Origin of the sequence: Chitinophaga solisilvae (assembly GCF_009928525.1) — a bacterium.
GTDB classification, from domain to species: Bacteria; Bacteroidota; Bacteroidia; order Chitinophagales; family Chitinophagaceae; genus Chitinophaga; species Chitinophaga solisilvae.
In genome coordinates, this window is the sequence record NZ_JAABOK010000006.1 from 187033 (window position 1) to 209577 (window position 22545).

19 protein-coding genes are annotated in these 22545 nt (G+C 48.4%); 4 read left to right on the forward strand and 15 right to left on the reverse strand.

Annotated features, from left to right (window positions below):
* Window positions 1–62: 62 nt before the first annotated feature.
* Entirely contained in the window at window positions 63–1094 is a 1032-nt protein-coding gene (locus GWG06_RS14110; RefSeq protein ID WP_127038145.1) for a hypothetical protein, read from the reverse strand.
* Between the two features lie 93 nt (window positions 1095–1187).
* Window positions 1188–3503, reverse strand: a complete 2316-nt coding sequence (locus GWG06_RS14115; protein WP_160713920.1) for an NADP-dependent malic enzyme — start codon at window positions 3501–3503, stop codon at window positions 1188–1190.
* A gap of 146 nt (window positions 3504–3649) precedes the next feature.
* On the opposite strand from GWG06_RS14115, the gene GWG06_RS14120 reads away from it, so the two are divergent.
* Entirely contained in the window at window positions 3650–4090 is a 441-nt protein-coding gene (locus tag GWG06_RS14120) for a DUF4293 domain-containing protein (RefSeq protein WP_127038149.1), read from the forward strand.
* A 124-nt stretch (window positions 4091–4214) separates the two neighbouring features.
* Here the strand turns inward: GWG06_RS14120 and GWG06_RS14125 are convergent, their stop codons facing one another.
* Both GWG06_RS14125 and GWG06_RS14130 read right to left on the reverse strand, forming a co-directional pair.
* Window positions 4215–5153: a hydrogen peroxide-inducible genes activator gene (locus GWG06_RS14125; protein WP_127042832.1), complete on the reverse strand. Its 939-nt coding sequence runs from the start codon at window positions 5151–5153 to the stop codon at window positions 4215–4217.
* 102 nt (window positions 5154–5255) lie between these two features.
* Window positions 5256–6557 carry a hypothetical protein gene (locus tag GWG06_RS14130; RefSeq protein ID WP_127042834.1) on the reverse strand — a complete coding sequence of 434 codons (1302 nt, stop codon included), beginning with the start codon at window positions 6555–6557 and terminating at the stop codon, window positions 5256–5258.
* A 210-nt stretch (window positions 6558–6767) separates the two neighbouring features.
* On the opposite strand from GWG06_RS14130, the gene GWG06_RS14135 reads away from it, so the two are divergent.
* Genes GWG06_RS14135 through GWG06_RS14145 form a run of 3 tightly spaced genes read left to right on the forward strand, consistent with a single transcriptional unit; the run spans window position 6768 to window position 9167 of the window.
* Window positions 6768–7505: a glycosyltransferase family 2 protein gene (locus GWG06_RS14135; RefSeq protein WP_127042836.1), complete on the forward strand. Its 738-nt coding sequence runs from the start codon at window positions 6768–6770 to the stop codon at window positions 7503–7505.
* A gap of 15 nt (window positions 7506–7520) precedes the next feature.
* Window positions 7521–8318 carry an O-methyltransferase gene (locus GWG06_RS14140; RefSeq protein WP_127042838.1) on the forward strand — a complete coding sequence of 266 codons (798 nt, stop codon included), beginning with the start codon at window positions 7521–7523 and terminating at the stop codon, window positions 8316–8318.
* A gap of 54 nt (window positions 8319–8372) precedes the next feature.
* A complete protein-coding gene (locus GWG06_RS14145) occupies window positions 8373–9167 on the forward strand; it encodes a carboxylesterase family protein (RefSeq protein ID WP_160713922.1) in 795 nt (264 codons plus the stop codon).
* A gap of 121 nt (window positions 9168–9288) precedes the next feature.
* On the opposite strand, the gene GWG06_RS14150 is transcribed toward GWG06_RS14145, so the two are convergent.
* The 11 genes from GWG06_RS14150 to hemC all read right to left on the reverse strand — a co-directional run bounded on the left by GWG06_RS14150 (window position 9289) and on the right by hemC (window position 22545).
* Window positions 9289–10713 carry a TolC family protein gene (locus GWG06_RS14150; RefSeq protein ID WP_160713924.1) on the reverse strand — a complete coding sequence of 475 codons (1425 nt, stop codon included), beginning with the start codon at window positions 10711–10713 and terminating at the stop codon, window positions 9289–9291.
* On the reverse strand, window positions 10706–13846 hold the full coding sequence (locus GWG06_RS14155) for an efflux RND transporter permease subunit (protein WP_127035962.1): 3141 nt from the start codon (window positions 13844–13846) through the stop codon (window positions 10706–10708). The genes GWG06_RS14150 and GWG06_RS14155 overlap by 8 nt, the downstream gene beginning before the upstream one ends.
* A 31-nt stretch (window positions 13847–13877) precedes the next feature.
* Window positions 13878–14996 carry an efflux RND transporter periplasmic adaptor subunit gene (locus GWG06_RS14160; RefSeq protein WP_160713926.1) on the reverse strand — a complete coding sequence of 373 codons (1119 nt, stop codon included), beginning with the start codon at window positions 14994–14996 and terminating at the stop codon, window positions 13878–13880.
* 146 nt (window positions 14997–15142) lie between these two features.
* Complete coding sequence (locus tag GWG06_RS14165; RefSeq protein WP_127035966.1) at window positions 15143–15568, reverse strand: hypothetical protein; 426 nt, start codon at window positions 15566–15568, stop codon at window positions 15143–15145.
* A 171-nt stretch (window positions 15569–15739) separates the two neighbouring features.
* Complete coding sequence (hemL, locus tag GWG06_RS14170) at window positions 15740–17026, reverse strand: glutamate-1-semialdehyde 2,1-aminomutase (protein ID WP_160713928.1); 1287 nt, start codon at window positions 17024–17026, stop codon at window positions 15740–15742.
* Window positions 17027–17097: 71 nt separating this feature from the next.
* On the reverse strand, window positions 17098–18069 hold the full coding sequence (gene hemB / locus GWG06_RS14175; protein WP_127035970.1) for a porphobilinogen synthase: 972 nt from the start codon (window positions 18067–18069) through the stop codon (window positions 17098–17100).
* 217 nt (window positions 18070–18286) lie between these two features.
* The gene (locus tag GWG06_RS14180) at window positions 18287–18658 is read right to left on the reverse strand and encodes a four helix bundle protein (protein ID WP_160713930.1); all 372 of its coding nucleotides are present in this window, start codon (window positions 18656–18658) and stop codon (window positions 18287–18289) included.
* Between the two features lie 263 nt (window positions 18659–18921).
* Window positions 18922–19827 carry an oxygen-dependent coproporphyrinogen oxidase gene (hemF, locus tag GWG06_RS14185; RefSeq protein ID WP_235938343.1) on the reverse strand — a complete coding sequence of 302 codons (906 nt, stop codon included), beginning with the start codon at window positions 19825–19827 and terminating at the stop codon, window positions 18922–18924.
* A gap of 48 nt (window positions 19828–19875) precedes the next feature.
* On the reverse strand, window positions 19876–20904 hold the full coding sequence (gene hemE / locus GWG06_RS14190) for a uroporphyrinogen decarboxylase (protein ID WP_160713932.1): 1029 nt from the start codon (window positions 20902–20904) through the stop codon (window positions 19876–19878).
* On the reverse strand, window positions 20901–21635 hold the full coding sequence (locus GWG06_RS14195; protein WP_160713934.1) for a uroporphyrinogen-III synthase: 735 nt from the start codon (window positions 21633–21635) through the stop codon (window positions 20901–20903). The genes hemE and GWG06_RS14195 overlap by 4 nt, the downstream gene beginning before the upstream one ends.
* The gene (gene hemC / locus GWG06_RS14200) at window positions 21622–22545 is read right to left on the reverse strand and encodes a hydroxymethylbilane synthase (protein WP_160713936.1); all 924 of its coding nucleotides are present in this window, start codon (window positions 22543–22545) and stop codon (window positions 21622–21624) included. Before hemC ends, GWG06_RS14195 begins: the two co-directional genes overlap by 14 nt.

Sequence of the window (22545 nt, forward strand, 5' to 3'; positions counted from 1 at the left end):
AACTTTTCAAAGATATGAATGATTTTGCCAATCATATCTTAATTTAATATTTTATACTATCGTTATCTTAAGCTACTTACTAGCAAGCGTTTCAAACTACGCTCGATAATTTCACCCATTGTTTTGCAACGGGCAAAAACGGGATCATGGTAATAGTCTGCCAGCTCATCTCCCAGCTGCTGGATTTTTTCAGGGAAAGATACGCGGTCTGCCATGATGACGTCCCGAAGATCCTTGATGCGGTGACGCTGCACTTTAATCCTGCGCGCAATCAGCGCCCGCTCCTCCTGCTGATATTGTTTCACTACCTCTGCATTCAGATGTTTCATGGCCAGTTCCACAAAAATCCGGTTCTCTTTGAAAAACTGCGGCATATATAAGGTGCGTTTACCTTCATAAAACTGCTGGTCAAAGTCGATGGCCCTGATACGGAACTGTACATCATCAAAATCAGGTGTGATATCGAAGATAAAATTATAGGAACGCATATCTCCCAGCAGGCGTACAAAGCAGCGCTCATTGAATTTGACGAACTCCTTAGCGATACGCTTGGGATTAAACTCCGGCCTGTCCAGATACTGCAGGATAAACTGATCTCCCGGCACGCCCGCAATATGTTCTTCCACCAGCGTGTTGCCGTCTATCAGGAAGTTCATCCAGTAGGGAGACAGGATATGTTCCAGTTCCAGTCCATAGATACGGGAGGCATCCGCCACTTTGATATAGAAGTAGTCATACACCTCATTGTAATTGTTGACAATTTTTATGCGGAACGGGTGAGAATTACCAAAAGTGCAGTAATCGATGCGTTCAATGTGCAGGTGCTCTTCTGCTGTCTGATCGCCGCCGGCTTTCAGAATGGAGTAGATCCGTTTCAAACCGGCATGAATGGACCCCATCATACTCTGCGGATAAAATACGGTTTCCCACAGGGTATCTTTTCCTTCCTTATCATATACGGAGATGGCATGATCGTAGTAGCGCAGCTCCTGATAAGTCAATGGCAGCTTCACTTCCCGCTCATACATTTTGAGATATTTGCGGAATGCTTGATTGATAGGAAAGAATATTTTCTTCCGGGAGATGGTTTGCATAAAACAAAAATAAGGCTTGGCGGCTGATTTATAAAGCACGAAACCGTTTGGAGATCGGCTCCAAACGGTTTCGTGCTTTATGATGTGCTTCTACTATTTCTTCTTTTTGCCTTTGGCGTCTTTAGCTACGGCGTCGCGGCAGCATTTCTCCTGCGCGTCTACCACAGCGATGTTCACCATATTCACAATCTGCCTTACGGTACTACCCAGCTGCAGAATGTGTACAGGTTTCTTCATACCCAGCAATACCGGACCGATGGCGTCGAAGCCAGCCACTTCCTGTAACAGGTTGTAAGCCACGTTACCAGCGGTGAGGTTCGGGAAGATGAGGGTATTCACCTCTTCGTTCATCAGTTCCGTAAACGGATAGTTATCTTTCAGGATTTCCTTGTTGAAGGCCATCGCTGCCTGGATTTCACCATCAACGATCAGTTGCGGGGCGCGTTGTTTTACAATTTCGCGTGCCTTGCTGACCAGCTGTGCTTCCGGCGTCTGGCTGGAACCGAAGTTGGAGTAGGAAATCATGGCAATACGCGGGGTGATGTTGAAGTGCTGTACTTCCTTGGCCACCATCAGCGTAATATCTGCCAGTTCTTCCGCAGTAGGGTTAAAGTTTACGGTAGTATCGGCCAGGAACAGCGGTCCGCGCTTGGTCTGGATGATATACATACCGGCTACGCGTTTCGCGCCTTCTTCCATACCGATTACCTGCAGCGCCGGGCGGATAGTGTCCGGATATTTGCGGGTAAGACCGGAAATCAACGCATCTGCTTCTCCGGTTTCCACCATCATGCAACCGAAGTAGTTGCGCTCACGCATGATTTTGCGGGCTTCATAATGGTTAAATCCTTTACGTTTGCGTTTTTCGAAGAACAGGTCACCAAAGTGATGGCGTTTTTCCTGCATCTCGTCGCTCTTCGGATCGATGATAACTGCATCATCAATTTCAATGGCATTTTCAATCATCAGCTGACGGATACGTGCTTCATTACCCAGGAGTATCGGGTATGCAATGCCTTCATCATTCACCACCTGAGCGGCCTTCAGGATTTTCACGTTATCCGCTTCTGCAAATACCACTTTACGCGGATCGCGGCGGGCTTTGGTACCAATGACCCTGAACAGCTGGTTATCCAGTCCCAGACGGTTATTCAGTTCCTGCTGGTACGCATCCCAGTCGGTGATCGGGTGCGTGGCCACGCCGCTTTCCATAGCAGCTTTGGCTACCGCAGGAGACACCGTGCTGATCAGTCGCGGATCCAGAGGTTTCGGAATAATATATTTAGGACTGAAGAAGATATTTCTTTCGTTATAGGCCAGATTTACGATATCCGGCACCGGTGATTTGGCCAGGTCGGCCAGCGCACGTACGGCAGCCAGTTTCATGGCTTCGTTGATCTGCGTAGCCCTTACGTCGAGCGCTCCGCGGAAAATGTACGGGAAGCCCAGTACGTTGTTCACCTGGTTGGGGTAGTCAGAACGGCCGGTAGCCATAATGATGTCCGGACGTGCGGCCACGGCTGTATCGTAGGCAATTTCCGGATCAGGGTTGGCCATCGCAAAAACGATCGGGTTTTTCGCCATGCTCTTCACCATTTCCGGCGTTACCACGTTACCTACAGAAAGTCCCAGGAATACATCAGCCCCTTTCATGGCTTCTGTCAGGGAAGTTACTTTCGTATTGGTGGCAAACTGCATGTGTCTTTCGGTCAGGTCGGTACGGGACTTGTTGAGTACGCCGTCCTTATCGAACATAATGATGTTATCGGGCTTTACACCAAGTGCCACGTACAGCTTTACACAAGCCATGGCAGCGGCGCCGGCGCCATTCACCACCAGTTTTACCTTTTCTATTTTCTTTTTTACCAGCTCCAGCGCGTTGAGCAGCGCAGCTGCGGAGATGATGGCCGTACCATGCTGGTCATCGTGCATGATAGGGATTTTCAGCTCTTTGCGGAGCCTTTCTTCAATTTCAAAGCATTCCGGACTTTTGATATCTTCCAGATTGATACCCCCGAATGTGGGCTCCAGGGCTTTCACAGCCGCCACGAAGCTATCCGGATCCTTGGTATTCAATTCAATATCAAAAACGTCGATGTCTGCAAATATTTTGAATAATACCGCTTTTCCTTCCATTACCGGCTTGCCGGCTTCCGGACCAATATCCCCTAACCCCAGTACGGCTGTACCATTGCTGATAACGCCCACCAGGTTCCCTTTGGCGGTATATTTGTACACATTTTCTACGTCCCTGTGAATTTCCTTACATGGCTCGGCTACGCCCGGAGAGTAGGCCAGTGAAAGATCCCATTGTGTTTTAGTGTTCTTTGTAGGTATTACTTCAATTTTACCCGGCCTTCCCATTGCATGATAATCCAATGCATCCTGCTTATTCAGTTTTCTTGCCATATAAATATAAAGATTGTTATTGGGCGTGCAATATACAAAGTATTGCGGTAAGCCTGCTTATCAAAATAGTCAGATACCTGACAGATATTGCACTTTTCAACCGTTAAAATTGCTTACTTTTACAGCGTTAAACATTCACAAATATCATGATACAACGCATCCAGAGTCTTTATCTGCTGTTGGCTGCCGGTGCAGGCACCGCCACCCTGTTCTATAATCTGTGGAAAGCTAAGCTTAGCAATGGTACAGAAACATATGTGAACGCATCCAGCAACTACCTGTTGTTTGTATTGTATGTTATCATCATCCTGCTGGCGTTGACCACCATTTTTCTCTTTAAGAAGCGCAAATTACAATTTCGCCTGACAGTTTTCAACATCCTGTTTGCCTTCGCTGCACTGGCCTATCAATACTATGTAGTACAGCAAACAGCCAATAAAATTGTTGCCGGCGGCGTTGCCATCACTTCCGCTTCCTATCTCATCGCCTCCTTTCTCCCCATCCTGCTGATTGTATTGTTGTTTATGGCAGCAAGAGGCATTTATAAAGATGAAAAGCTGATTAAATCTTTAGACAGACTAAGATAAATTTAATTACGAATTACGAATTGCGAATTACGAATGAGGAGCGAAGATCTAAGCGATTAAGTATAACTTAATATCCTCTTAGATCTTCGCTCCTCATTCGTAATTCGCAATTCGTAATTCGTAATTAACTTATTTCAATTACCTTCTTATTCTTCTGCACCTTCGTTTTCTCCGGTACGTGCATCAGTATTTCTTTCTTAAACGCCTCTATCAAAGCCTGTTTAATAAAGTGGCGATGGGTAACGAGGCTGATTTCCCTTACAGGCTCCGGTGCCTTGAAATAGCGCACCATATTGAGCTGACGGGTAGTGAGGTCCTGCAGGGACAGTTCCGGCAGAATGGTATAGCCTTCGTTGAGGTCTACCATTCTTTTCAGGGTTTCTACACTGCCGGTATTGTATTCCAGGTTTTTGTGCTCGCCCATGGTGAATTTATCCTTGCAGATATTCAATACCTGATTGCGCATACAGTGGCCTTCGTTGAGCAGCCACACATCTTTCAGCTCCAGTTCATCAGCGCGGATAACCTTTTTATCGAAGAGAGGATTGGTTTTGGAGGTATACACTACAAAAGACTCATAAAACAGCGGATGCTCTTCCAGGTGCGGATTGTGAAGGGGAGTGGCCAGCAGTCCGCAGTCCAGCAGCTCCTGCTTTAATTGCTGAATGATTTGTTCTGTAGGATATTCCCAGATTTCCAGCTTTACCTTCGGGTATTTCTTCATGAAACCGGTGAGGATGCGGGGAAGCAGGTACGGGGCCAGCGTGGGGATGATGCCCACTTTCAGGTTACCCTGTATCTCTTTTTTCTGGTCAGCGATGATTTCCCGGATACGGGCATTTTCTTTCAGGATAATCCGTGATTGCGCAATAACGGCAATACCGATTTCAGTAGGTACTACGGGCAGTTTACTCCGGTCAAATAATTTGATTCCCAATTCATCTTCCAGCTTTTGTATCTGCATACTCAGCGTAGGCTGTGTAACAAAACACTTTTCTGCAGCTATCACAAAACTCCTGTAGGTATCTACCGCTACAATGTACTCCAATTGAACCGTTGTCATTCCCCAAAGGTATTGATAAAATCTATCCGATTTTGTAAAAACATTGCCAGCTGACTTTTATCAGTTTTTGATAATCACTGTATAAAAGCGGCTGGCAATAGCTTAGAATATTCTGTATCTGTATTTGATTTTTTCGGTATTGCTGTACAGCTCCCTGATATTGATGGAAGCCTGGATTTCCTGTACGGCATCTGTTTTCAGGCTGCGGAATTCGGCCTGTTTGGTGTCGATAATGCTTTTATCTGCCAGTCCGTTGTCCTGCGCTATCTTCAGCGAATTATTTACTTTGGTATAGTAGGAATCCAGCAGGGTGAAGTATTCATTATACAGATTTTCAAAACGTTTGGTCTGTAATACCAGATCTTCCAGCTGGTTGTTTACTTCTTTCAGATTAGGATTTTCACGCAGCAGCGATTCGTAGTCGATGCGCTTGTTTTTGTTGGTATATTTTGCTTCGAGCTGGTTGAAATAATCGATGACCTTTTCTTTCTTGAAATCGAAGAAGTATTCGTTCATAGTCTGGCTCAGCGGCTGATTACCTTTCTGCGGTGCGGGGAACTTCATGGAAGTAGCCGTAAAGGAAAGGTGATCGTACAGGTTGTCCTGCAGCAGGCTTAACTGATCCTTGTTGAAGTTCAGGCCGTATTCGAACTTCTGGTTGGCGTCATTCAGCGCTGTATAATACACTACGTATTTGTTGAGTTCCTTTTCGAAGTCCTGTAAGGATTTCTGATTGATCTGTTTATTGTTTACGCTGACGCTGTGCAGGAAATTCATTACGGAGTTGGCGATGGCCAGCGGAGGCGTCAGGGAGGTAAAGCTCTGGAAGATCGGACTGTTGATAATGGATTTGGTAGACTCCACGATCTTCGAATTCTTTTCTCCCTTGTCAGATTTATTTTTCAGGATGATTTTTTCTACCAGCTCTACAATGCGGTCGCTCAGCGAAAAACCGAGCGCCTTGCTTTCCGGGTTATTGAGGGAGGTGATGAAAACATCCAGATTGTTGGTAGTAGTACGGGATTTTAAGTCAATGATTTTTTTGTTCAGGAGATAATAGGTTTCGCTGGCGTTTACGATATTAGTTTTCATAAGATCGTATTTGCTCATATTATCTATCTCCTTTCCCTGCAGCAGAGCCTGGATGGCATTGGAGTTCTGCTTGTCGTTATCCGTGATCCGCTGCATTTCCTCCACTATTTTACGGATAGTGGTATCCTGCGTTTTTATGATAGGGGTGGCTTTAATTTCCGGGTCCTGGGCCTGGGCAACCTGCATCGTCAACAAAAAAATAAAAGGAGCGGGAAGCACTTTCATCCATTTGGCAGAGAAGAGTTTCCTGCCTTGCTGTACTAACGGTAATGCCGCACCGGGATGCGTATTCAGACTTGTGTCCTGCCTCATTTCCGTTGGTAGGTATTTTAACATGTTCTTTTTGCTTTTTGTTAACAAAAATTTAAGAAAATATGATGCCAAAAACATCGAAGGACAAAGATAAATAATAAATAACAGTTAAAATTAAATCATGATAGGTGGACTATTTACACAATTGTGCAATATATTTTGAATTATCGGCAGGTGACTTACCTTTGCACCCAAATTTAATCCACTTTCATGCTGAATGATAAAAAGATAGTGGTTGTATTACCGGCCTACAACGCAGCCCTTACGCTGGAAAAAACATACCGGGAAATTCCTTTTGACATCGTGGATGATGTAGTACTGGTAGATGACGCCAGTAAAGATGATACGATCGAGGTAGGAAGAAAGCTCGGGATTAAGCACCTGATCCGCCACGATAATAACAAGGGTTACGGCGGTAACCAGAAATCCTGTTACAACAAGGCCCTGGAGCTGGGAGCAGACATAGTAGTGATGCTGCATCCTGATTACCAGTATACACCGAAGCTGATTAAAGCCATGTGCAGCATTATTGCAAACGACGTGTACCCGGTGGTTTTCGGCTCCCGTATTTTAGGCAAAGGCGCGCTGAAAGGCGGTATGCCTATGTATAAATACATCTTTAACCGTATGCTTACTTTTGCCCAGAATGTCCTGATTGGTCAGAAACTGAGCGAATACCATACCGGTTACCGTACATTTTCTGCAGAAGTACTGCGTAATATCAACTATATGGCAGATAATGACGATTTCGTATTTGACAATGAGATGGTTTCCCAGATCTTCATGAAAGGATATGATATTGCAGAAGTTACCTGTCCTACCAAATATTTCGATGAAGCCTCCAGCATCAACTTCAAACGCAGCGCCATTTACGGGTTGGGCGTACTGAGAGTGTCGCTGCAGCACCGTTTGCATATGTGGGGTATCATTAAAGGAAAGATTTATTAAAATTTCGTATAGCCAGTGAGTTTAGCACAGCAATATAAGTTGGCCGGTAAATACTTCCGGTATTATTTTACAGCCGGAGGCCGGCATGATGTTCATTCCCCTTTTGTATACGCCCTGATTGAAGACGTACTGAGGGATAAGTATAAGCATCCTGCTTTCGGTGAAATAGAACAGCTGCGCAAACAACTGCTGGCAAGCCGGGAAACGCTGCGGGTCACCGACCTCGGAGCGGGTTCCCTTATATCAGCCGGTAATGAACGTAAGGTGAGCGATATTACACGCTATGCCGCCAAACAGCCTAAATTCGGGCAGTTGTTCTACCGGCTGATACAATACCTCCAGCCGCAGACCATGCTGGAACTGGGTACTTCCATGGGTTTGTCCACGGCCTATATGGCCAAGGCCGCCCCTGCTGCCAGGGTATTTACCATTGAAGGCTGTCCCAATATCGCTGCCAGGGCCGCCAAAAATTTTGAAGCGCTGCAGCTGCACAATATCACCCAGGTAACCGGTAACTTCGATACCGTTTTGCCTGAAGTGTTGCACCGCATCGGGCAACCTGACTGGGTATATATAGACGGTAACCACCGTAAAGAGCCCACACTGGCCTATTTTGAGCAATGCCTGCAGCACATTCACGAATACTCCGTACTCATCTTCGACGATATCCACTGGACACCCGAAATGGAAGCAGCCTGGCACACCATCCAGGAAAACAGCCAGGTAACAATGACGATCGATCTCTTCTTCATCGGACTGGTATTCTTCCGGAAAGATTTTAAGATCAAACAGCACTTTACCCTGAAATATTAACCGCCTCTTGATATAGTAACCTTCAGATAGTATATTCGGATTAAAATTTCCCTTATGCGTTATCTGCATCTACTACTATCCTGTCTGCTGCTGACCGGCGGTATGCGCCTGGCTGCCCAGGACTTCAGCCAGTACAGCAATGAAGCCTTCTACCAGAAAGGAGATACCCTCCGGTACAGGTTACTTATGCCGGCCAACTACGACACACATAAAAAATATCCGCTGATCGTATTCCTCCACGGCTCCGGCGAAAGAGGCTGGGATAACAACGCGCAGCTGCTGCATGGCGGCGAACTGTTCCTGCGCGACAGCATCCGGAATAAATATCCGGCTTTCGTTCTCTTTCCGCAATGCCCCGGTAACACCACCTGGGCGCCGATGAACTTCCTCCGGGATTCCACCGGTAAAATAGTAAAGGCCGACTTCCCGGCAGATGCGGCTCCCACCGTTCCGGGCGGATTGGTCATCTCCCTGCTCGACAGCCTCGCCCGTTCCGGAAAAATTGATAATAAACGAATCTATATCGGCGGGCTTTCTCTGGGTGGCATGGGTACCTTCTACCTCATCACCAGGCGTCCGGACCTCTTCGCTGCTGCCTTCCCCATCTGCGGAGCCGGTAACGTAGCTACCGCCGACCGCTTCGCCAAAAAAGTGCCTTTATGGATCTTCCATGGCGACGATGATAAAGTAGTACCCGTTGAAGCCTCCCGCGCCTATAACGAAAAACTCAAATCCCTCGGCGCTGATGTTAAATATACCGAATACGAAGGCGTAGGGCATAATAGCTGGGATAATGCTTTTCATGAACCGGAGCTGGTGAAGTGGCTCATGGAGCACAAAAGAAAGTAACCACGAAATCATTTTATTATTTAGTTATTTGAGATTTTGTTCTAAAAAAGAAGCCCGCCTGACAATCAGGCGGGCTTCTTTTTTAGAACAAAATCTCAAATAATTAAATAATAAAATGAATTTATTTCCCCCCAAGTGATCTGTACAATGAAACCATCCCCTGATACATTCCCCTGCGCGTGGTTACCAGTGCCAGTTCGGCTTCCAGTACGTTTTTCTGGGCGGTGATAACTTCCAGGTAGTTGGCATAACCGGTGGCAAAGAGTGTGTTGGCGGTGGAAACAGCTTCCTGTAATACCTGTACTTCTTTGGTTTTCAGGTTGTATGCCTGTTGCTGATTTTCTACTTTATTCAGGGCGGTGGCTACTTCCTGGTAGCCGTTTACGATGGCCTGCTGATAATCGTAGAAGGCAGTATAGGCGCCTGATCTGGAGAGATTGTATTGGGCGGTGAGCTGCTTTTTATTGAAGAGCGGCGCCGTGATATTACCCAGTACTCCCCAGGCAATAGAGGCGGGCGACTGGAACAGGAGGTCTGCCTTGAAAGCATTGAACCCTACGTAGGGCGTAATAGCCAGAGAGGGCAGGAAGGCTGCCCTGGCGGCGTTTACGTCTGCTTTGGCAGCTGCCAGTTCCAGTTCGGCGCGGTGTACATCCGGCCGTTGTAACAAGAGGCCGGAAGGAATCCCGTTTTTGATGGCAGGAGGCAGTATGGCTGCGGCATCCTGTGCAGTACTGCGTGTAATGGCTTGCGGAAGGCGGCCCATCAGCGCGTTGAGCTGATTTTCCAGCGCGGCGATTTCCTGTTTAACACCATATTCCAGCGCCCGTGTACTCAGCATCTGGGCGGTGAATTGCTGTACAGCCAGTTCTGTGGCTCGTCCGGCAGCTTTCTGAATATTGACGGTAGCTACAGCCGCTTCCTGCAGATGTATGTTACGTTTGATGATAGCCAGTTCGTTATCCAGCGCTACCAGCTCATAGTAGATGCCGGTTACTCCGGCCACAATCTGAGTGGTGAGCAGCCTGCGCCCCTCATTGCTGGCCAGGAAGCGCGCATAGGCAGCTTTATGCTGTTGCTTCAGCTTGCCCCACAGGTCTATCTCCCAGGAACTTCTGATGCCTGCAAAATATTCCGGCGTAGGGCCGGGAATGCGCTGAGCCTTGCTGATGTTGGGAGACAGGTTGGTGTCGTAGTTACCAACGCCGTTGAGTGTGTAGTCCGCGTACCTGTCAACACCGGCAGACAGGGCCAGGTTAACGGAAGGGAGCCATGCATTCCGGGCCATCATCAGGTTGGCCTGTGCGGCAGCTACGCGCTGGGAGGCGGATAACAGGTCGTAGTTGTTATGCAGGGCGCTGTCCAGCAACGATTTCAGATGAGAGTCATTAAACAGTTGCGAGAAGTTATCCAATGACAGCGTATCGGCGGTACTCACTGGAACGGCTATACGTTCCGGCAGTTCCAGTTTCTTTTGTGTGGCACATGCGCCGGCGCCTGTAAGTATACAGGCGTACAGCGCATATTGATATATTCGTTTACTCATTAGTGTAGGCTTTAAGTTCAACGGTTTTTTTACGGATCATGGAAGCAAACAGCACATATAATCCGGGTATGATCAGTACACCGAAAATGGTTCCTATCAGCATCCCGCCGGCAGCGGCCGTACCGATAGAACGGTTACCCATGGCGCCTGCGCCGCTGGCGATACACAGCGGAATCAATCCCGCAATGAATGCAAAAGAGGTCATGAGAATAGGACGGAGCCTGGATACGGCGCCTTCTCTGGCAGCTTCAAAAACAGATGCGCCATGTTTGTTTTTCAGGATCGCAAACTCTACGATGAGGATAGCATTTTTCCCCAGCAGTCCTACGAGCATTACCAATGCCACCTGCGCGTAGATATTGTTTTCCAGGCCGAGTAATTTGAGGGAAAGGAAGGCGCCGAAGATACCTGCGGGCAATGAAAGCAGTACCGGCAGCGGGAGCAGGAAGCTCTCGTATTGTGCCGCCAGCAGCAGGTATACGAATATTAATACGATGATAAAGATGTAAACCGCCTGGTTACCGGAAAGGATCTGTTCACGTGTCATACCGCTCCATTCGTAGCTGTAGCCGCGTGGCAGTTCTTTGGCAGCTACTTCCTGTACGGCGTTGATCGCCTGGCTGCTGCTGTATCCGGGAGCCGCGTCGCCGTTTATCATGGCGGCGGTGTACATGTTATAGCGGGTAAGCTGTTCCGGTCCGTATACGCGTTCCAGTTTTACGAAGTCGGAATAGGATACCTGTTCGCCGCGGTCATTTTTTACATGGAGGCGCAGCAGGTCATCCGGCTTGGTTCTGTAGTGAGGGTCAGCCTGCACCATTACCTTGTACATCTGCCCGAAGCGGATGAAGTTGGAGGCATAGAAGCTACCCATCAGCGTTTGCAGGTTGCTCATGGCATTATCGATGCTCACACCTTTTTTGGCAGCCATGGCCTGGTCCACATGGATAAGATATTGCGGGAACTCCGCATCGAAGCTGGTGAAGGCGCTACCTATCTCAGGTCTTTTCTTCAGCGCTTCGATGAAGTTGTTGGTTGTCTGGGCCGTCTGCCGCAGATCGCCGCTACCACTGCGGTCCAGCAGGCGTAATTCAAAACCGCTCGCATTACCGAATCCGGGTACAGTCGGCGGCGGGAAAAATTCTATGGAAGCATCAGCAATACCTGCGGTCTTCTCCTGTAATTTTTTGATGATATCGTTGACAGTAGCTTTACGCTGATCCCATGGTTTCAGGTTCACCATGCCCATCCCGTAAGATGCACCGGCTACCTCGTTTACGAGGCTGTAACCTGCCAGGGTGGAAACAGATTCCACTTCATCCAGCTGTGCAGCTATTTCCTGTATCTGATCCAGCACATCTTCTGTACGTTCTACGGTAGCGCCCGGAGGAGCGGTCACGTTCACGTAAATCATACCCTGGTCTTCCGTAGGAATGAAGCCTGACGGGAGAATGGCGCTGGCGCCCCAGGTAGCGATGAAGAAGAAAATAAGGATGATAACGGTAAGCAGCTTCCGGCCGGCGATGAAGCTGACCAGTTTCGCATATTTATTTTCAGTAGCGGTATATCCTTTGTTGAATCCGTTGAAGAAACGCTGCAGCAGGTTCTTTTTACGCGGTTTGCCATGGGTATCCTTTAACATGATGGCACAGAGTGCAGGCGTTAACGTTACCGCATTGATACCGGATATAACGATAGAAATGGCGAGCGTCAGGGAGAACTGCCGGTAGAAAACCCCTACCGGGCCGGAGAGGAAAGCCACCGGAATAAATACAGCGGACATTACCAGCGTGATGGCTACCAGCGCGCCGCTGATTTCTTTCATCGCTGCTATGGTAGCTTCCATGGGGGGGAGGTGTTCCTCGCTCATCTTCACATGCACGGCTTCCACCACCACAATGGCGTTATCCACTACAATACCGATAGCGAGCACCAGTGCGAAGAGGGTGAGCAGGTTGATGGAGAAGCCCATCATCTGCATGAATGCCAGCGTACCTATCAGCGCTACCGGCACAGCCAGCGCGGGGATGAGGGTAGAGCGGAAATCCTGCAGGAATATAAATACCACAATGAATACCAGCAGGAAGGCTTCGAACAGGGTTCTTACCACTTCGTGGATAGAAGCGTCGAGGAAGCGGGATACATCGTAGTTGAAGTTGAAAGTCATGCCCGGCGGGAAGGAAGTATTTTTCATCTCCTCCATTTTCGCTTTCACGTTGTTGATAACATCGCGGGCGTTGGAGCCGGGGCGTTGTTTGAGCATGATGGAAGCAGAAGGCTTACCATCTGTTTTGGACACCATGCTATAGGTCAGTGAGCCGAATTCAACATCGGCAATATCTTTCAGGTGCAATACAGATCCGTCGTTTCCGGCGCGGAGTACGATCTGCTGGTATTGTTCAGGTTCGAAGAACTTACCGGTATAACGGAGTACATATTGCAGCATGAGGGGATTCTTATCGGAGCTTTCGCCGGTTTTGCCGGGGGCGGCTTCGATGTTCTGTTTACGTATAGCCTGCACCACCTCTTCAGCGGAAACGTTGTAGGCCAGCATGCGGTCAGGTTTCAGCCATACGCGCATGGCGTATTCTTTTGCGCCCATGATTTCCGCGCGGCCTACGCCGTCAATACGTTTCAGCTCCTGTAATACGTTGATGTCGGCGAAGTTGTAGATAAACTGTTCGTTCAGTGTCGTGTCTTCACTCATCACATTGAGATACAGCAGCATACTGTTTACCTCTTTCTCTGTGGTAACGCCGGCTTTGATAACTTCTTCGGGCAGCTCATCAATGATGGTGGCCACCCTGTTCTGTACGTTTACGGCAGCCTGATCGGGGTCAGTACCTACCTGGAAGAATACCTGGATAACAGTGATACCATCGTTACTGGATACGGACGACATATACGTCATGCCGGGAACACCGTTGATAGCGCGTTCCAGCGGAGTAGACACTGCCTTGGCAGATACTTCCGCATTGGCGCCGGTGTATTTGGCGGTCACTGTAACAGATGGGGGAACAATATCAGGGAACTGGGTCACCGGCAGCGTGAATAACGCAAGAAGGCCTACCAGTGTGATAATAAGCGATATAACCAGTGACAGCACCGGTCGTTTTATGAAAGTTTCAAACATTGATTCCGTTTTCGCGGCCGCAGCCGGGTGATTATAATCTCAATAAGCTATCCATGGGCACTGTGCGTGGCGCAATGCTGATGCCGTCGCGGATATTGCGGACACCTTCGCAGACGATGCGCTCTCCGGGCTGCAGACCGGATTTTACAATATAGAAATGGGAGAAGCGGGCCTGCGGCTCAAAGTTGCGCATGGTCACTTTATTGGCGGCATCTACAACGAAAACATAGTTTTTGTCCTGCATTTCGAAGACGGCTTTCTGCGGAATGATAACCGCACTGTCCATCTCGGTGGTGAGCCTCACTTTACCGCTGGCGCCGTGTTTCAGGAGCTTGCCGGGGTTGGGGAAACGTGCCCTGAAAGCGATGGAACCGGTGTTTTCCTCGAATTCGCTCTCCATGGTTTCTATTTTACCCGGATGATTATAATCACTGCCATCAGCGAGTACAAGCTGTACCTGGCGGTAGCTGTTATCGCCTCTGGCGATGGCTTTACTGTATTGGAGGTATTCTGTTTCCGATACGTTGAAATAAGCATATACTTCGCGTGTATCCGATACCGTGGTGAGCAGGGTACCTTCGCTGATAAGGCTTCCTTTCTTCAGCGGAATACGGTCGATGATACCATCAAAAGGTGCGCGGATACTGGTATAGGAGAGGCGCATTTCTGCATTGCCGGCAGCAGAGCGGGCTTCGTCGATTTTTGCCTGTGCAGCGGCGAGGCGCGCATTGGCTACATCGAGTTCAGAGGCTGCCACTACTTTTTTATCTACAAGCAGCGTTACGCGTTCCAGCTCCAGGCTGGCAGCTTTAGCTTCTGCAACCATATTGCTCAGTACCGCTTTGGCTTTGCTCAGTTCAGTACGGTATTCTGCATCGTTAATACCAAACAGCAGCTGTCCTTTTTTGACTTCCTGTCCTTCGTCTACATAGATTTTATCCAGAAATCCGTTTACACGTGCACGTATTTCCACATTCTGTACGGCCTGTATGTCTGTTACATAAGAGCGGTGCAGGGTGGTGTCTTTGGCTATCAGTCTGGTAACAGGCAATGATTTCAGATCTTCCTTGCCCGTGCTTTCTCCCTTGGTGGCGCAGCCTGCCATGAAAAGAGCGAGCAGCGGTATATATATCCCTGTATATTGGCGCATAGATAATAAAATATTGGTTCCGGTGATGACCGGAAAAGTGAATACAACACAATACAACGCCTATACTGCTATGGGAGCAGCATGCGTCATTTTCGTATTAAAAGAATGATTAAACAGAAAAACAAACAACTGTGAGAGGGTTGTATTCAGAAGGGAGTAAACCGGAAGAGGAATGTATAATACGCAGGAAGAAATGCTTTCTGCCCGTTATATTCTCCGGTTTTATTTTCCTGGATATAACAGCTTTGTGAGATGTAATTGCTGTCTATATAGGCAACGCGGGTAGCTATGCTGAATTGCTGGGAAGAAGCGCTGAGATAGTAGCGGGTTTTGCGGCGATGTTTGGTAGCGTGTATAACATCCGGTGCTTCGGTGTCATCCGCTTCCAGCTGTACCGGTATCCGGGATATCAGCCCTTCCAGATAATCTTCACGGGCGGCCTGTACATTGATTTCCTGCAGCAGCAGGTGCCTGTGTGAGGCAAACGAAGGCATGATGCCTGCTGTAAGCTGAATAATCAGCAGCAGACATATATAGCTCCATCTTTTCAATATGTGTGACTCAACGCTCATGAGTACGCAAAAATAATTTTAATTTTCGGATTTTTTTGCTTCTGCAGAATTTGATAACGTTTTTTACACAGATGGTTTTATGATAAATATTATCGGTAAATAATATCATGATAAAATAAAAAGGGTTGGCGTAAGCCAACCCTACCACTCAGCACAGGATTGAATTGTTAACTATTTTATCGCCTGCATGGCGGATTTCGCTGCATGAATTGTTGCATCCAGTTCTTCGTTGGTGAGTGCATGGCACATAAACCAGCTTTCGAAAGCGGATGGCGGTAAATATACGCCGCGTTCCAGCATGGCGTGGAAGAAGCGTTTGAATAATTCATTGTTGGCGGCAGAAGCGCCGGCAAAGTCAATGATCGGATACTCTGTGAAATGTACACTGAGCATAGATCCCAGCTGATTGATCTGATATACGGTGCCTGCGCCGCCGAATGCTTCGCGAAGACCTTTTACCAGGTATGCAGCTTTTTCTTCCAGCTGCTGATAGATGACCGGATTTTCATTGAGTGTATTCAATAAGGTATAACCGGCTATCATAGCAATGGGGTTACCGCTCAGCGTGCCCGCCTGGTAAACTTTTCCGGCCGGAGCCAGGTTTTCCATCAGCTCCCTGGAGCCGGCTACAGCACCTACCGGCATACCGCCGCCGATGATCTTGCCAAAAGTTACCAGGTCCGCCTTGATACCGAACAGTTCCTGAGCACCGCCGCGGGCGAGACGGAAACCGGTCATTACTTCATCAAAGATCAGTACGATACCGTTTTCATCACATATTTTACGCAGTCCTTCCAGGAAGCCCGGCTGAGGCAGAATACAGCCCATATTACCAGCTACCGGCTCAATGATGATGGCCGCAATCTGATCCGGATTGTCTGCTACCAGCTGTTCTACTGCAGGGAGGTTATTGTAGGGCGCAGTGAGGGTGTCGTTGGCTACGGTGGCTGTAACGCCGGGTACCGACTGGATTCCTAACGTTGCCACACCGCTGCCTGCACTCACCAGGAACGCATCTGCATGACCATGATAGCAACCTTCGAACTTAATGAACTTGTTGCGTCCGGTATAGCCTCTGGCCAGCCTGATGGCGGTCATGCAGGCTTCCGTACCGGAGTTCACCATGCGGACCATATCGATGTTCGGCACCATGCCAACAATCAGTTCCGCAATTTTTATTTCCAGTTCGGTAGGAGCGCCGAAGGAGGTGGAGAAGGTGGCATATTCCTGAATGGCCTTTACCACCGGCTCGTAGGCATGTCCCAGTATCATGGGGCCCCATGAATTGATGTAGTCGATATACTTGTTACCGTCTACATCATACATATAGGCGCCTTTGGCATGTTGCATAAAAACGGGGGTGCCGCCTACGCTTTTGAATGCACGCACGGGAGAGTTTACGCCGCCGGGTATTACCTGCTTTGCCTTCCCGAATAACATTTCACTTTTGCTGTACATGAACCGGAATATTTTGAGATTTACGGATTTGTTGATTTACGTATTTAATACTGAGGGTGCAAGTTACTGAATTATGCATTCAGCAATTTCACGGCATCTTTTGCGAAGTAGGTCGCAATCAGGTCAGCGCCCGCACGTTTAATGCTGGTCATGCTTTCCAGGATGGCTTTTTCCTCGTTGAGCCAGCCCATCTGTGCGGCAGCCTTAATCATTGCGTATTCGCCGCTCACATGGTAGGCGCTTACGGGAACGGTTGTACGATCTTTGAGGATGCGCATAATATCCAGGTAGGCCATTGCGGGTTTTACCATCACTATATCTGCTCCTTCTTCAATGTCCATCAGTGTTTCCTTGATAGCTTCACGGGAGTTGGCATAATCCATCTGGTAGGTTTTCTTATCTCCGAAGCCGGGAGCAGAATCCAGCGCATCACGGAACGGACCGTAAAAGCAGGAAGCATACTTGGCGCTGTAAGACATGATGCCTGTTTTATCGAAGCCGTTAGCTTCCAGGATATTGCGGATAGCCAGTATGCGGCCATCCATCATGTCGCTGGGCGCTACAAAGTCAGCTCCGGCCTGCGCATGACTGAGACTCATCCGTGCCAGCACTTCCACTGTCGGATCATTTACTATCTCCGTACCTTCCACAATACCATCATGGCCGTAGGAAGAGTAAGGATCCAGCGCTACGTCAGTCATCACCACCATCTCAGGTATCGCATTTTTGATACCACGGATAGCACGCTGCATCAGCCCGTCCGGATTCACCGCTTCAGTACCTTTATTATCTTTTACACTGTCAGGCGCCTTTACGAACAGCAATACACTTCTGATACCCAGGCTCCACAATTCCTTCGCCTCCCTGATCGTGAGATCCAGGGAATGCCTGAAATATCCGGGCATGGAGCTGATTTCTTCCTTCACATTTTCTCCTTCTGTCACGAACAACGGCGCGATAAAATCGCTGGGCGTCAATATTGTTTCAGCCACCATTGCACGAATGGCGGGGGAGACTCTCAAGATTCTGTTCCTTCTGACCATTTTATTATTTTTTTATTTAGTTATTTGAGATTTTGTTTCAGCAAGTTGTCCCTGGCTGTTTTACAGGTGGCACTGAAGATAAGAACAAGTTCCTTTGATTCTTTTTAATATATCTTCAATGGTGTTTCCCGGGACAAGATTTGCATCTTTCAAAATCTCCAGCCAGTACATTGATTCGTCTGCATCTTCCGTACCGCCTTATTATTTTTTTATTTAGTTATTTGAGATTTTGTTTCAGCAAGTTGTCTCTGGCTGTTTTACAGGTGGAACTGAAGATAAGAACAAGTTCCTTTGATTCTTTTAATATATCTTCAATGGTGTTTCCCGGGACAAGATTTGCATCTTTCAAAATCTCCAGCCAGTACATTGATTCGTCTGCTTCTTCTAATATCACTTTGATTTTATAAACAAAATCTGCTGGTGATTTAGCATGACATGCAGCCCTGTAATTAGCTCCTACGCTGCCTGCGCTGCGTATTAACTGTTTGGCTATCTGAAAAGCAGCCATATTACGGGGTAGCATTTCACAGAGTTTAATGATACTGATATGAAATCGCTTTGTTCTGTCTTTTAACTGCTGTTTGTTCATTTCATGAGGTTAACAAAATGACATATTCAAATGTATCGAATAACAATCATCTAATTGGCCTCTGTTACCTTCATCCAAAAATGAACAAAAAAATATTCTTCTATTATAAAATGAATAAACTGATTTGCTATTTCTCTCTCTAATCTCTTCGCTTCAATCAAATAAATCTCAAATAATCAAATAATCAAATAATTAAATAATCACGTCCTACGCTCTAATCCCTTTGCTTCAATCAAATCTCAAATAAACAAATAAACAAATAATCAAATCCACACACGGGGTTTCAGATACTCCACCAACTCCTCCTCCCTGCTTCCCGGTTGGGGGTGAAAGTCGTATTCCCAGCGGGCAACGGGCGGGAGGCTCATGAGGATGGACTCCGTGCGGCCGTTTGTTTTCAGGCCGAAGAGGGTGCCCCGGTCGTGGATGAGATTGAATTCCACATAACGGCCACGCCTATACGCCTGCCAGCTTCTGTGGGCATCGGTGTAGGGGAGGTCTTTGGTTTTTTCCACGATGGGCAGGTAGGCTTTCAGGAAAGCGTTACCGTTGGAGGTGGAAAAAGCGAGTAATGTCTCCGCGGTTTTATGGGCATCCGGACGCAGGTAGTCGTAGAAGATGCCGCCGATGCCGCGGGCTTCGTTATTGCGGTGTTTATTGATGAAGTATTCGTCGCAGTGTTGTTTGTAGCGGGGATACAGCTCGGGGCCGAAGGGGTCGCAGGCTTCCTTGAAGGTACGGTGAAAGTGGCGGCCATCTTCTTCTTCGAGGTAGTAGGGCGTGAGGTCGGCGCCACCGCCGAACCAGCTGTCTTTCAGACTGCCCTGCTCATCATATAATTCAAAGTAGCGGAAGTTGGCGTGTACGGTAGGTACAAAGGGATTCAACGGATGAATCACCAGGGAGATACCGCAGGCCATGAACTGGCTGTTGGTAACGCCGAACTGCTGTGCCATGGCTTCCGGCAGTACGCCGTGAACGATAGAGGTGCTGACGCCGCCTTTCTCGAATACGTTACCGTCGGCGATGACACGGGATTTACCGCCACCGCCTCCGGGACGCTCCCAGAGATCTTCGCGGAAAACCGCCTTGCCGTCTATCTTTTCCAGGGCGCTGCAGATTTCATCCTGCAGGCCATGTATGAATGATATGAATTGCTCTTTAATCATGATCTTGTTTTTTAGCGTTTAGCCGTTAAGGTGAGTTAACGACAGCGGCTATCCGTGTGCTTTTACCGTTTCTACGAATGCCCTGGCATGGTCTACCGGTATATTGGGCAGAATACCATGGCCCAGGTTGGCAATGTAACGCTCACGGCCAAAGCCTTTCAGCATGGCTTTCACGGCTTTCTCAATTTCAGGGACAGGAGACAGCAGTTTAGCCGGATCGAAATTACCCTGGAGGGTAATGTTACTGCCGGCAAACTGGCGGGCCAGTTCCGGTTTAATGCACCAGTCGATACCCAGGCCATGCGCGCCGGTGGCGGCCATGTCTTCCAGCGCAAACCATGCGCCTTTGGCAAATACGATCGTCGGACAAACATCCTTCATCGCAGCTACGATCTGGCGGATATAGCGGAGGGAGAAGACTTCAAAGTCCTGCGGGCTGAGGAGTCCGCCCCATGAATCGAATACCTGTACGGTGTCCGCACCGGCGGCCACCTGAGCTTTCAGATATGCAATAGTAGTATCGGTGATCATCTGGAGCAGCTGATGCGCCACTTCGGGTTGCTGGTAGCAGAAGCCTTTGGCTTCATCGAAGGTTTTGGAGCCTTTACCCTGAACCATATAGCAAAGCAATGTCCAGGGAGCGCCGGCAAAGCCGATCAGCGGCACGCGGCCGGCGAGGGTCTGCTTCGTCAGCTTCAGCGCATCAAAAACGTAGTGCAGTCTTTCGTGTACATCGGGAACGCATAAACGTTTCAGATCTTCTGCGCCTTTAACGGGTTGCGGTAACAGCGGGCCTACTTTTTCGATCAGCTGTACTTCCATACCCATGGCCTGTGGCACTACGAGGATGTCAGAGAAGATGATGGCTGCATCTACCCCTACCTGGTCTACCGGCATAACGGTGATTTCGGTAGCGAGTTCCGGGTTTTCACAACGTTCAAAGAAACTATATTTATCACGCAGTTTAATATAATCCGGTAAATAGCGGCCTGCCTGACGCATCATCCATACTGGTGTGCGGGAAACAGTTTCGCCTCTGAGGGCTTTCAGCAGTAAATCATTCTTCAATGCGCTCATTCGTAGCAGTTATTGTTGTTAAAATAATATATGGCTGTTTGTACCATGGAAACTTCCATGGTATCATGGCTCATAATAATGTTGTTGTCAGTATGGCTTTTCAGCGCTGCGGCAGTAGTGCTGCCGATAGCGAAGCAAACGGTTTCCGGAGGTAGTGTGTTGGCGGAAAAGAAACTTTTTACCGCGCTGGGGCTGAAAAACAGGATACCATCATACTTTTCAGCGGTGACTGCCGGTGTGGGCACATTTTCGTAGATCACCATTTCATTTACCTGTATGCCTGCCTGCTGCAGCATCTCCGGCAGTTCATCCCTTCGTTGGTTGCCGCAGAAGAAATTCACTTCGCGTATATGGCCTGTCCGGATGATGGCGGCTGCGAGATCTTTACCATAAGCGGCATCCGCTATTACCGGGCAGTCCGGGAACCGGGTGGTTACTGTTTTACGGGTGTTGCCGGAAATACAGCATACCGGATTACGGATGGTGAAGCGTGCTGGTTGCAGATAAAAGTCATCAAGTATCTGCACGGCATGTGCGCTGGTGAATATGCAGGGCCTGTTATCCCCGAATACCTGCTGTAAGCCGGAAACGTTGGCGAGTGCCGGTAGCAGCAGTGGTTTTATCCGGATGAATTCCTGTACATCAATGAGAATACCGTTTTCACCAGCAGCAGCGATAGTGCTGTCTGTTAATGGCCTGGTGCATAATATGCGGTATTTATAAGGTTGCATTTCTTATCTGGGCTACAATTTCAGCGCCGCCCTGCGCCATGATCTCTTCGGCGGCGGCTTTCCCGATTCCGGCAGCGTTTTCGGCGGCTGTTTCGCGGGAGGTGCTGAAGAACTGTGATCCGTCAAGGCTGCAGAGTTCTCCGCTGAAGTGTACAGTATTATCTTTTATGTATGCATACGCGCTGATGGGAGTGGTACATCCGCCCATCAGGGTGCGCAGGAATTCGCGTTCAATATGTGTGGTGAGGGCTGTTTCCTTATGGTGAAAAGCAGCGCATGCTTCCAGACAGCAGGTATCATCTTCCCTGCAAACGGCTACCACAGCGCCCTGTGCGGGTGCGGGCAGCATCCAGTCCAGGTCAATGGAATTGGCCGGGCGTACGTTGATCCGTTCCAGGCCGGCTACGGCAAAGATGGCGCCGTCCCAGTTTTCGGCAGCGAGTTTCTGCAGGCGTGTATTTACGTTGCCGCGCAGGTTATGTAGCTGGTGTTGCGGATACCGGCGGAGCCACTGGGCTTTCCGGCGTACGCTGCTGGTAGCGATACTGGCAATATATCCAGGCTGTTCCAGGAAGGAAGTATCATTTTTATATACCAGCAGATCCTTTACAGGACCGCGTTCCAGTATAGCTGCATGTACTATTTGCCGGGGAAGTTGTGTGGGTACATCTTTAAAGGAATGTACGGCAATATCAATACGGTTGTTGAGTAATGCGAGGTCCAGGCTTTTGGTGAAGATGCCCTGTACACCTATTTCGTATAGCGGCGTTACCAGGTCGATATCGCCTTCGCTTTTGATAGGCACCAGTTCTGTGCGGTATCCCTGTGCGGTCAGCAGGCTGTTGACCTGATGCGCCTGCCACATCGCCAGCTGGCTTTCTCTTGTACCTATCCTGATAATTTTATCCAT